13 protein-coding genes and 1 pseudogene are annotated in these 11,546 nt (G+C 66.2%); 10 read left to right on the top strand and 4 right to left on the bottom strand.

Features of this window, described 5'->3' with window-relative positions; genetic code table 11:
* A partial coding sequence (gene alr, locus B4L36_RS03830) for an alanine racemase (RefSeq protein WP_292952620.1) occupies positions 1-992 on the bottom strand: 992 nt, incomplete at its 3' end.
* Positions 993-1,169: 177 nt separating this feature from the next.
* Here alr and B4L36_RS03825 point away from each other — a divergent pair.
* The 6 genes from B4L36_RS03825 to B4L36_RS03800 all read left to right on the top strand — a co-directional run bounded on the left by B4L36_RS03825 (position 1,170) and on the right by B4L36_RS03800 (position 6,336).
* Positions 1,170-2,702, top strand: a complete 1,533-nt coding sequence (locus B4L36_RS03825; protein ID WP_292952617.1) for an acyl-CoA carboxylase subunit beta — start codon at positions 1,170-1,172, stop codon at positions 2,700-2,702.
* A gap of 198 nt (positions 2,703-2,900) precedes the next feature.
* Positions 2,901-3,044, top strand: coding sequence for a hypothetical protein (locus tag B4L36_RS03820; RefSeq protein WP_292952614.1), 144 nt, complete (start codon positions 2,901-2,903; stop codon positions 3,042-3,044).
* Positions 3,045-3,113: 69 nt separating this feature from the next.
* On the top strand, positions 3,114-3,518 hold the full coding sequence (locus tag B4L36_RS03815; protein WP_292952611.1) for a hypothetical protein: 405 nt from the start codon (positions 3,114-3,116) through the stop codon (positions 3,516-3,518).
* Between the two features lie 130 nt (positions 3,519-3,648).
* Positions 3,649-3,897 carry a hypothetical protein gene (locus B4L36_RS03810; protein ID WP_292952608.1) on the top strand — a complete coding sequence of 83 codons (249 nt, stop codon included), beginning with the start codon at positions 3,649-3,651 and terminating at the stop codon, positions 3,895-3,897.
* A gap of 75 nt (positions 3,898-3,972) precedes the next feature.
* Complete coding sequence (locus B4L36_RS03805; RefSeq protein ID WP_292952605.1) at positions 3,973-4,185, top strand: hypothetical protein; 213 nt, start codon at positions 3,973-3,975, stop codon at positions 4,183-4,185.
* Positions 4,186-4,287: 102 nt separating this feature from the next.
* The gene (locus tag B4L36_RS03800) at positions 4,288-6,336 is read left to right on the top strand and encodes an acetyl-CoA carboxylase biotin carboxylase subunit (RefSeq protein ID WP_292952602.1); all 2,049 of its coding nucleotides are present in this window, start codon (positions 4,288-4,290) and stop codon (positions 6,334-6,336) included.
* Between the two features lie 31 nt (positions 6,337-6,367).
* Here B4L36_RS03800 and B4L36_RS03795 read toward each other — a convergent pair whose 3' ends face one another.
* Positions 6,368-6,784 (bottom strand): DUF4174 domain-containing protein, encoded by a 417-nt coding sequence (locus tag B4L36_RS03795; RefSeq protein WP_292952599.1) that lies wholly within the window; start codon positions 6,782-6,784, stop codon positions 6,368-6,370.
* A gap of 54 nt (positions 6,785-6,838) precedes the next feature.
* Between B4L36_RS03795 and B4L36_RS03790 the strand changes: the two genes are divergently transcribed.
* Positions 6,839-7,459: a hypothetical protein gene (locus B4L36_RS03790; RefSeq protein ID WP_292952596.1), complete on the top strand. Its 621-nt coding sequence runs from the start codon at positions 6,839-6,841 to the stop codon at positions 7,457-7,459.
* Here B4L36_RS03790 and B4L36_RS03785 read toward each other — a convergent pair.
* Positions 7,407-7,607, bottom strand: coding sequence for a hypothetical protein (locus B4L36_RS03785; protein ID WP_292952593.1), 201 nt, complete (start codon positions 7,605-7,607; stop codon positions 7,407-7,409). The two genes, B4L36_RS03790 and B4L36_RS03785, sit on opposite strands and share 53 nt — an antisense overlap.
* Positions 7,608-7,658: 51 nt before the next feature.
* Entirely contained in the window at positions 7,659-8,177 is a 519-nt protein-coding gene (locus B4L36_RS03780; protein ID WP_292952590.1) for a DUF4174 domain-containing protein, read from the bottom strand.
* A 57-nt stretch (positions 8,178-8,234) separates the two neighbouring features.
* Between B4L36_RS03780 and scpA the strand changes: the two genes are divergently transcribed.
* From scpA to B4L36_RS03765, 3 genes and pseudogenes are all read left to right on the top strand, one after another.
* On the top strand, positions 8,235-10,370 hold the full coding sequence (gene scpA, locus B4L36_RS03775) for a methylmalonyl-CoA mutase (RefSeq protein WP_292952587.1): 2,136 nt from the start codon (positions 8,235-8,237) through the stop codon (positions 10,368-10,370).
* Between the two features lie 129 nt (positions 10,371-10,499).
* The gene (locus tag B4L36_RS03770) at positions 10,500-11,021 is read left to right on the top strand and encodes a hypothetical protein (protein WP_292952584.1); all 522 of its coding nucleotides are present in this window, start codon (positions 10,500-10,502) and stop codon (positions 11,019-11,021) included.
* Between the two features lie 112 nt (positions 11,022-11,133).
* Positions 11,134-11,546: pseudogene (locus tag B4L36_RS03765) on the top strand (homoserine dehydrogenase); the annotation flags it as partial.

The raw sequence follows: 11,546 nt of genomic DNA, 5'->3' as shown, positions 1-11,546 counted from the left end.
TGGCGCAGCGCGGTCAGGATCTCGTATCCGATCGTGCCGGCGAAATCCGCAAGCCGGTCAACGGTCTGTTCGGGGCAGATCAGATCCAGCGCGTCGGGCACCGTGGCCAGCGCCGTCACATCGGCCGTGATCAGATCCATCGAGACACGGCCGACGATGGGACACGCCACGCCACCGGCATAGAGGCTTGCCCCGCTGCCCGACAGCGCCCGCAGGATGCCATCGCCGTAGCCGGCATCGACCGTCGCGATCCGGCGCGGGCCGCTGGCGGTCCAGGTCGCGCCGTAGCCCACATATTCGCCCGCCTCGACCGGCCGCGTCTGGATTACCCGCAGCGACAGCCGCGCAACCTGACGGGCTTCCGCGAAAGGCATCCCGCCATACAGGCCGACACCGGGTCGGATCAGGTCGAAATGGTAATCCGGCCCCAGCAGGATGCCCCCCGTCGCCGCCAGCGACCGCGGCACGCCGCAGCCATCGGTCATCGCGCGGAAGGCGGCAAGCTGGGCGGCATTGGCGGGATGATCCGGCTCGTCGGCGCAGGCCAGATGCGACATGATGAAGGCGGGCCCGGCGGCCAGCGCCTCGGCCCGGATCGCCGCCCATTCGGCGGCTTCCATGCCCAGCCGGTTCATGCCGCTGTCCAGCTGGATCGCGAAGGGCTTGCCCGGTCGCATGGTCCTGTCGCGAAAGAACTGCTCGGCGCTGTTCAGCACCGGAACCAGCCCGTCCAGATCGGCGCCTTCCATGTGACCGGACAGGACGTTGATCGTCGCATCCGGGGGCAGATGCGGCCGGATCGCCCGTCCCTCGGACGCCAGGGCCACGAAGAAGTCGCGACAGCCCGCAGCATGAAGCGCAGGCACCACCCGTCCCGCGCCCAGCCCGTAGGCATCGGCCTTGACCACGGCCGAGGCGCGCGCACCCGGCGCCTTGCCGGCCAGCGCCGTCCAGTTGGCCACGATGGCCGCAAGATCGATCTGCAAACCCATGATCCCGCTTTCCTCCAAGCCTCGCGCCGCGTCAAGGCCGTCCGTGATCGGCGGCATTTGCAGATTTGCATTTTCCGTAGCGGCACGCTGGTGTGGTTTGCAAATTTTCCCGAAACTTCTTTTATGCTCCGGCCGGGCGCGCTAGCGTTCCGCCACCGAACCGGAAGGGGCCGCGCGATGAAGGACATCTTGCAGGAACTGGAACGCCGCCGCAGCGAGGCGCGACTGGGCGGCGGGCAGCGGCGCATCGATGCGCAGCACAAGCGCGGCAAGCTGACCGCCCGCGAGCGGATCGAATTGCTGGTGGATGAGGGCAGCTTCGAGGAATTCGACATGTTCGTCGCCCATCGCAGCACCGATTTCGGGATGCAGGACGAGCGCCCCTATGGCGACGGCGTCGTGACCGGCTGGGGCACGATCAATGGCCGCATGGTCTATGTCTTTTCGCAGGATTTCACCGTCTTCGGCGGCTCGCTGTCGGAAACCCATGCCCGCAAGATCTGCAAGATCATGGACATGGCGATGCAGAATGGCGCGCCGGTGATCGGGCTGAACGACAGCGGCGGCGCGCGCATCCAGGAAGGCGTCGCCAGCCTGGCGGGCTATGCCGACGTGTTCCAGCGCAACATCATGGCCTCGGGCGTGATCCCGCAGATCAGCGTCATCATGGGGCCCTGCGCCGGCGGCGCGGTCTACAGCCCCGCGATGACCGACTTCATCTTCATGGTGAAGGATACCAGCTACATGTTCGTGACCGGGCCCGATGTGGTCAAGACCGTGACGAACGAGGTCGTGACCGCCGAACAGCTTGGCGGAGCCAGCACGCATACGCGAAAATCCTCCGTCGCGGATGGCGCGTTCGAGGATGATGTCGAGGCGCTGTCGGAAATCCGCCGCCTGTTCGATTTCCTGCCGCTGAACAACCGCGACAAGGCCCCGGTCCGACCCTTTTACGACGATCCCGACCGGATCGAGGACAGCCTGGACACGCTGGTTCCCGACAATCCGAACCAGCCCTACGACATGAAGGAACTGATCGTGAAAATCGCCGACGAGGGCGATTTCTACGAAATCCAGAAGGATTTCGCCGGCAACATCATCACCGGGTTCGTGCGGATCGAGGGCCGCACCATCGGCGTCGTCGCCAACCAGCCGATGGTTCTGGCCGGCTGTCTGGACATCGACAGCAGCCGCAAGGCCGCCCGTTTCGTGCGCTTCTGCGATGCGTTCGAGATCCCGATCCTGACCTTCGTCGACGTGCCGGGCTTCCTGCCGGGCACGGGCCAGGAATATGGCGGCGTCATCAAGCACGGCGCGAAGCTGCTGTTCGCCTATGGCGAGGCGACGGTGCCGAAGGTCACGGTGATCACGCGCAAGGCCTATGGCGGGGCCTATGACGTGATGGCCTCGAAACATCTGCGCGGCGATTTCAACTATGCCTGGCCCACGGCGGAAATCGCGGTGATGGGCGCCAAGGGCGCGGTCGAGATCCTGTATCGCAGCGAACTGGGCGACGCCGACAAGATCGCGGCCCGGACCAGGGATTACGAGGACCGTTTCGCCAATCCCTTCGTCGCGGCCGAGAAAGGCTTCGTCGATGACGTGATCCAGCCACGCTCGACCCGGCGGCGCGTGGCCCGGGCCTTTGCCAGCCTGCGCGGCAAGAACCTGTCGAATCCGTGGAAGAAACACGACAACATTCCCCTGTAGGTTTCGGAATTTGCTCATGATGCCCATGCGCCTGAATGATGCGGGCCGGCCCCGGCCCGGCGGCTATCCGCCCAGCCCGAGACAGCCCCGCTGTCTGGCCGCGTTCATGGCGGCTATCATCGGCTGCGGGGAGACCCGTCAAGGTGCGCTCCCGGGCAGCCGGGCGCAGCCGCGCCCGCATCACAGGAGCAAGATGATATGTCGAAAAAGATCATTCTCGGCCTGGTTCTGGTCTCGGCCCTCGCGGCCTGCCAGCGTCGGGAGCCCGAAATCAACGTCTATACTCCGATGGACGGCGCGGTCACACCTCAGCCCGATTTCCAGGGCCAGTACGAAAACTGACACAGCCCTGCGCGGGCGGCCCCGCTGCCCGCGCGCGGTCGCGCCCCAAGCCTTGCGGAGGCGCGGAACATGCTGAAACATCGCGGTTTTCCAGGCCGTCTGCCGGGCACCGATTTCCAGTTCACCATTCGCCGCGAGAACCGCAGGCAGGGCGCGACGCCGATCACCCGGCGCGAACGATTCCGCGATCGCAAGGCCGCCGACCGGCGCGCCGATGCGGGCTTTCTGGCGGCTCTGATCCGGCATTTCGGCTCCGAACCCTTCGAACGCGGAAATCTGGACGCGGGACGCCTGGGCTGGCTGATCGGGCGCGAGGTCAAGGCGGTAGGCGATTTCGACCCGGCCGATTACGGCCAGTTGCTGCAGGTGGACATGGTAGCCGCCGAAGCCGCGTTCCCCGAGATCTTCGCGCCCGACGCCCTTGCCGCGCCCGGCTGGAACGCGGACGACATGGATGACGGGGACGAGGAATGATGGGCGATAAGCTGCTTGCCATTTTACCGTCACGCCCATGTCAATTTGACAGATCGGCGCACTGTGCCATAGTAGCCTCGCACGACCGAAACCCGGCTCGAACCCGAGTCACAGAAACAGGCAAGTTACCATGCAATCCAAACGTTTTGCCCGCCTTACGGGCGGTTCGCTTCTTCTCCTTTTTGTTCTTGCAGCCTGCCAGCAGGGCTACGGCACCGCGACTGGCCTGTCGCCGGATGCGCAGCGCGCGGCAGGGGGCGCCGTTGCGGGTGCGGTCATCGCCAAGGCGCTGGACGAGGATATCGCCACCGGCGCCGCGATCGGCGCGGGCGCGGGTGCTCTGTGCGACGACGCGGGCGTCTGCCAGCGACGCTACTGATACACGCAGATATGATGAACCGATCCGGCGCGGGTCACGTTGGATTTGCGCCAAAGAAACGACAGGATATCTGACATGCCGAAATTTCTCGCTCTTACGGCCCTGGTCGGCACAACCGCGCTGGCGGGCTGCACGCAGGGAATCAACCCGACCGACATGGATCGCGCGATCATCGGCGCAGGCGTCGGCGCGACCGCTGCCAGCGTCGGCGGCAAGAACGCCATCAAGGGCGCCGCGATCGGCGGAGCTGCCGGCGCATTGTGCGACGACGTCCGCCTGTGCCAGTAACTCTCTGACCACCGCGCGCACGCCGCGCGTCTGGCCCTGTTCGACCGTCCGCGACCTGTCCGTCGCGGGCGGTCTTTTCATGCCTGCCGTCCCGGAGCGCCCATGTTCAAGAAAATCCTGATCGCCAATCGCGGCGAGATCGCCTGCCGCGTCATCAAGACGGCCCGCAAGATGGGGATCGCGACCGTCGCGGTCTATTCGGACGCGGATCGCAACGCGCTGCATGTGAAGATGGCCGACGAGGCCGTCCATATCGGCCCCGCTCCCGCGAACCAGTCCTATATCGTGATCGACAGGATCCTGCAGGCGATCCGCGAGACCGGCGCCGAGGCCGTTCATCCCGGCTATGGCTTCCTGTCCGAGAACCGCAGGTTTGCCGAGGCGCTGGATCAGGCGGGTATTGCCTTCATCGGTCCGCCCGCCACGGCGATCGAGGCGATGGGCGACAAGATCACCTCGAAGAAGCTGGCGCAGGAGGCAGGTGTCAGCACGGTGCCGGGCTACATGGGCCTGATCGCGGATGCCGACGAAGCGGTCAGGATCTCGGGCGAGATCGGATACCCGGTGATGATCAAGGCCAGCGCGGGCGGCGGCGGCAAGGGAATGCGCATCGCCTGGACCGACGACGAGGCGCGCGAGGGTTTCCAGTCCTCGAAGAACGAGGCCGCCAGCAGCTTCGGCGACGACCGCATCTTCATCGAGAAATTCGTCACCCAGCCGCGCCATATCGAGATCCAGGTTCTGGCCGACCAGCACGGCAACGCGGTCTATCTGCATGAACGCGAATGTTCGATCCAGCGCCGCAACCAGAAGGTCATCGAAGAGGCCCCCTCGCCGTTTCTGGACGAGGCGACGCGCCGCGCGATGGGCGAACAGGCCGTCGCGCTGGCCAGGGCCGTGGGCTATACCAGCGCGGGCACCGTCGAATTCATCGTCGATGGCGAGCGGAACTTCTATTTCCTCGAAATGAACACCCGATTGCAGGTCGAACATCCGGTGACCGAACTGATCACCGGCGTCGATCTGGTCGAACAGATGATCCGCGTGGCCGACGGTCAGCCCCTGCCCTTCGCGCAATCCGATCTGAAGATCACCGGCTGGGCCATGGAAAGCAGGCTCTATGCCGAGGATCCCTATCGCGGCTTTCTGCCCTCGATCGGTCGCCTGACCCGTTATCGCCCGCCATCCGAGATCGCGGCGGGTCCGCTGAAGGACAGCGGCAACTGGGTCAATGACAACGAGGGCGGCGACAGCCCCACCGCCGTCAGGAACGATACCGGCGTCTACGAGGGCGGCGAGATCAGCATGTTCTATGACCCGATGATCGCCAAGCTCTGCACCTGGGCGCCGACGCGCGGCGACGCGATCAAGGCGATGCGGATCGCGCTGGACGAATTCGAGGTCGAGGGGATCGGCCACAACCTGCCCTTCCTGTCGGCGGTCATGGATCACCCGAAATTCGTCGCAGGAGAAATGACAACGGCTTTCATCGCCGAGGAATATCCGGCCGGGTTCGAAGGCGCATCCCTGCCCGATACCGAGATAGCCCGCGTCGCCGCCGCCGCTGCCGCCATGCACCGCATGGCCGAAATCAGGCGCGCGCGGATCAGCGGGCGGCTGGACAACCACGAACGCCATGTCGGCGAGAACTGGGTGATCTTCGTCGCCGGACGCGAAATCCCGGTCAGGATCAGGGCCGATCGCGAGGGGGCGACCGTGACCATCGACGGCCACGATCTGCGCGTCGAAAGCGATTGGAGGCCCGGCCGGTCGCTGGCGCGACTTTCGGTCAACGGCCGGCCGCTGGTCATGAAGGCGGACAGGATCCCGGCAGGGTTCCGCCTGCGTCTGCGCGGTGCCGAGCTGCGCGTGCATGTCCGCCGCCCGCGCGCCGCCGAACTGGTCCGGCTGATGCCCGAGAAAATCGCGCCCGACACCTCGAAACTGCTGCTTTGCCCGATGCCGGGGCTGGTCGTGAAGATCAACGTCGCTGCGGGTGACGAGGTGCAGGAGGGTCAGGCGCTGGCCACGGTCGAGGCGATGAAGATGGAAAACATCCTCCGTGCCGAAAGGAAGGGTGTGGTGAAATCCGTCAGCGCCGAGGCGGGCCAGAGCCTGAAGGTCGATGACGTGATCATGGAATTCGAATGATCGGCCGGCCCGCCCCCGTGCCGATCCCGGTTCAGCCGTCCTGGCCAGCCTCGCGTCGGCGCATGGGCATGGCGTCGATCAGCGCGAAAATATCTTCGGGATCGACGGGTTCGTGCCAGATCCGCTTGACCCCGCCATCCTTGCCGATCAGCAGCACCGCAAAGCCGCTGCCCGCCTGGTCGCGGAGGGGGCCGGCCCCCGGCCCCTCGATCAGCAGCACGATGTCGCGTTCGGCCAATGCCGCGGGTTCGGATGTCAGGGCCAGAACCTGCGCCGCCAGGGGCGCGCCCTCGGCCAGGATCACCACCGGGCGGGCCTGCCAGCGCAGACGTTCCAGCGTATCGGCGCGGATCGGCTGCGGCGTCGTCCCGCCCTGCCCGGAACCGGCAGGGGCAAGAACCGGCCAGAATGCCAGCGCCAGGGCACTTATCGGCAGGGTGCGGGTCATCGCTTTCTCCTTTGCCTCAACCCTACGCCCGGCGGCGCAAGCCGGTTCCTTCCGATGACGCCGATACCGCCGCTGGATCCCTATCTCAGTCCGCAGGGGCAGCAGGCGGTCATCGCCGGGCTGTTTCTGGCCATCGGCTGGTGGGTCGTGGCGCTTCAGAACCGCAGGCGCGATGCCAAGCTGCGTGAAAACCGCGTCCGCGATGTCCAGCGCGCGCTGTTCGCCGAGATCCGGGCGAATGTGGCGGCCTTGCGGCGCGAGGATCTGGAAACCTACGGCGAAACCATCGCCCGGCGGATCGAGGACAATCCCGGTTTTTTTCCGACCATCCCGACCGAATCGAACGACGCCATCTTCCGTGCCATCATCGCCGAAATTCACGTCCTGCCGCGCGACACGATCGACCCGATCGTGCTGTATTACCGGCAACTGGACGTGATCGGCGCGGCCATCGACGATCTGCGGGTGCTGGACGTGGACCTGATCGGGCCCGAACGCGCGGCGGATCTGTATCGTGATTATATCAATTTCAGGCTGGAGGCGCTGGACCTGGGCGAGGACGCGATGATCGCGATCGCCAAGGACGTTGACGGAACCGGGCGCGGCGACATGCCCGCAGCCGTCAGTAACCCGGACGCGGTCCGGTCCGGCCAAGAATCGGGGCGACGCCCATGATCCGTTCGGCTTCCTCGATCAGTGCGGAACGGGCCGCCCGCAGATCCTTGTCCATGATGCGGGGACGGATCGGGCGGGACGGGGTGTCGCGTGGCTCGGCCGGCGCGGCGGCCGGACGCCTGGTGCGGATGCGTTTCGGATCAGCCATCATCGTCTCCCTTTGCCGTCTCAATATGGGGCGTTCCGGGCGCGATTGCAATCAGGGCGACATGCCCGTCCGGCCGATTTCCTGCAGCCGCAAGGGGAACTTGTCGATGGCGCGGCTGATTTCGCGCACGTCCCAGGGAAAGGGCTTGCGCAGCTTGACCTGTCCGTCCTTGTCCATCACCACCAGCGAGAAGCCGCGCGGACGCAGCAGCCGGCGCCATTCTCCGTTGGCACCCGGATCGGTATCGGTCACGACGATCACGTCGCGGTCCAGCAGCATCCCCGGCCGGCGGCGCAGGGCTTGTATCTGCTCGCGAAAGGCCGGATCCTCGGCCGTGTCGGCAAAGATCACGACCGGGCGCGATTTCCACCGGAAATCCCCCGGCGAGACCTGGGCCGCGTCGCGTTCGATCAGCTCGGCCGCCGCTGCCGGGGCCGGCGCGCTGTCAGGCATCTCTTCGGGACTCATCGGCGCGGGCGGATCCGGCTGCGGCACCGCCTGGGGCGGCGCTTCGCGCGCCGGGCCCATCGCCGCCAGCAGGGTCGCAAAGATCAGGAATTTCAACTTCATCGGCACCTCGTCCTGTGCTGAATATAAGCACGGACCCGGCCGGGGAAAGGACGCATCATGACAAAACCGACGCTGGAAGCCTGGCGCAGGCTGGCCGAGAAGGAATTGAAGGGCCGCGACCCCGACGAACTGGTCTGGGACACGCTGGAGGGAATTCCGGTCAAGCCGCTTTATACCCAGGCCGATACGGCGGATTTGCCGCATATGGGCAGCCTGCCGGGGATCGCGCCCTTCACCCGCGGCCCGCGTGCGACGATGTATGCGGGACGGCCCTGGACGATCCGGCAATATGCGGGCTTTTCCACGGCCGAGGAATCGAACGCCTTCTATCGCCGCAATCTGGCGGCTGGCCAGCAGGGCGTATCGGTCGCCTTCGATCTGGCCACCCACCGCGGCTATGACAGCGACCATCCCCGCGTCGAGGGCGATGTCGGCAAGGCGGGCGTGGCCATCGATTCGGTCGAGGACATGAAGATCCTGTTCGATGGCATCCCGCTGGATCAGGTCAGCGTGTCGATGACGATGAACGGCGCGGTGATCCCGATCCTGGCCAGCTTCATCGTCGCGGGCGAGGAACAGGGCCATGACAAATCCGCGCTGTCCGGCACCATCCAGAACGACATCCTGAAGGAATTCATGGTGCGGAACACCTATATCTATCCGCCCGAACCCTCGATGCGGATCATCGCGGACATCATCGAATATACCGCAGACGAAATGCCGCGCTTCAACAGCATCTCGATTTCCGGCTATCACATGCAAGAGGCCGGCGCGAACCTGGTGCAGGAACTGGCCTATACGCTGGCCGACGGGCGCGAATACGTCCGCGCGGCCCTGTCGGCCGGGATGGATGTCGACAAGTTCGCCGGCCGGCTGTCCTTCTTCTTCGCCATCGGAATGAACTTCTTCATGGAGATCGCCAAGCTGCGCGCCGCGCGTCTGCTGTGGCACCGGATCATGTCGGAATTCGGGGCGAAGAAGGACAGCAGCCTGATGCTGCGCACGCATTGCCAGACTTCGGGCGTCAGCCTTCAGGAACAGGATCCCTACAACAACGTGGTCCGCACGGCCTATGAGGCAATGTCGGCGGCGTTGGGCGGCACGCAGTCGCTGCATACCAACGCGCTGGACGAGGCCATCGCCCTGCCCACCGATTTCAGCGCCCGGATCGCGCGGAACACGCAGCTTGTCCTGCAGGAGGAAACCGGCATCACCCATGTCGTCGATCCGCTGGCCGGCAGCTACTATGTCGAAAGCCTCACCGCGGAACTGGCCCGAAAGGCCTGGGCGCTGATCGAGGAGGTCGAGGAAATGGGCGGCATGACCAGGGCCGTCGCATCCGGCATGCCCAAGCTGCGGATCGAGGAAACCGCCGCCCGGCGTCAGGCGCTGATCGACCGGGGCGAGGACGTGATCGTGGGTGTGAACAAATACCGCAAGGATCGCGAGGATCCGATCGAGATTCTGGATGTGGACAACGTGAAGGTCCGCGACAGCCAGATCGCGCGGCTGGAACGGATCCGCGCCAGCCGCGATCAGGCGGCCTGCGACGCGGCGCTGGCCGAGGTGACGCGTCGCGCGGCCGGCAGCGGCAATCTGCTGGCGGCCGCCATCGAGGCCGCCCGCGCCAGAGCCACGGTGGGGGAAATCAGCATGGCCATGGAAAAGGAATTCGGGCGCCATCGCGCCGAGGTGAAGATGCTGGCCGGGGTCTATGGCGCGGCCTACGAGGGTGACGAAGGTTTCGCCGCGATCCAGCAAGACGTGGAAACCTTCGCCGAACAAGAGGGCCGGCGCCCGCGCATGCTGGTCGTCAAGATGGGTCAGGACGGACATGACCGTGGCGCCAAGGTGATCGCCACCGCCTTCGCTGATATCGGCTTCGATGTCGATGTCGGCCCCCTGTTCCAGACCCCGGAAGAGGCGGCCCAGGACGCAGTGGACAATGACGTGCACGTGGTGGGCATTTCATCCCAGGCCGCGGGCCACAAGACGCTGGCACCCAGACTGATCGAGGCGCTGAAGGCACAGGGCGCGGGCGATATCCTGGTGGTCTGCGGCGGGGTCATCCCGCAGCAGGATTACGATTTCCTGAAGAATGCCGGGGTCAAGGCGATCTTCGGTCCCGGCACCAACATCCCCGCCGCCGCCGCCGATATCCTGCGCCTGATCCGCGCGGCCCGTGCCGCCTGAATGCGCCCCGCGACGGCCGGCGGCCCAAGAACCGCCCGCCCCCGCCGCTGCCGGCGGCGCCACGGCAGGCTTTCTTTCCGCCGCAGGGAGGGGGCAGACAGCCCCCGCCGGCCCCGCTAGAACGGGCGCATGAGCCTGCCCCGCGCGCCCGATCGATTATCCGACGAGATGGCCCTGGCCATCGGCCACGCCGTCTCGGGCTTCGGCTTTCTGGAAGAGGCGCTGAAACGGGCGATCTTCTCGTTGACACGCCAGGGACTGGGCGAGGATGCGACCGAAAGCGCGCTGGAGAAATGGCTGCGGCGGATGGAAGAGATCGCCGACGATTCGCTGGGCACGCTGATCGACAGTTTCGTCGCCGCGACGAACCGCGCCGGGATCGAGGACAGGCAGGCGCTGGCCGGGACGCTGAGCGAGCTTCGGCTGCGGCGGAACCTGCTGTGCCATGCCTCCTGGCGGCCCGGCGATCGGCCGGGCTACTGGCATCCCACCTTCATCAACACGCGCGGCGAACGCTATCCGGACGACATGAATCCGCAGGATGTCCGCGACATCCATGCCGCGACGCTGCAGGCCGCGCGGCGGATCGTGTCGATCATGCGCGCGACCGGAATCGACGGCGAATGGGCCGGCCATCGGGACGAGGATTGAGGCCCTGTCGCGATCCACGCCGGCCGGCGTGCGGTGATAACGGCTTTCCCGCGTTGCAACGCCGCCCCTGCCGCGCTAACACGCCGCGAAATCGCGACAACAAGAGGCTTCCATGTCGTCCCCCCTGCGCCTGGGCATTGCCGGGCTGGGCACCGTCGGGATCGGTGTCGTCAAGATCGTGCAGAAACATGCCGAACTGCTGGGCCGCCGGACCGGCCGGGCGGTGACGATCACCGCGGTCAGCGCGCGCGACCGGATGAAGAACCGCGACGCCGATCTGTCGGCCTATCGCTGGGAGGACGACCCCAATGCCGTCGCCACCGCCGATGACGTGGACGTTTATGTCGAACTGGTCGGCGGCGAGAATGGCGTCGCCAGAGACAGCATCGAGGCGGCGCTGCGCGCGGGCAAGGATGTCGTCACCGCCAACAAGGCGCTGCTGGCCGTCCACGGGCAGGCGCTGGCGGAACTGGCCGAAAGCCTGGGTCGGGTGATCCGCTTCGAGGCGGCGGTCGCGGGCGGCAT

Source organism: Paracoccus sp. UBA889 (assembly GCA_002294185.1).
Taxonomy (GTDB): domain Bacteria; phylum Pseudomonadota; class Alphaproteobacteria; order Rhodobacterales; family Rhodobacteraceae; genus Paracoccus.
Note: the sequence above shows the minus strand (reverse complement) of the source record. Positions and strands in the feature narration are given on the sequence as shown.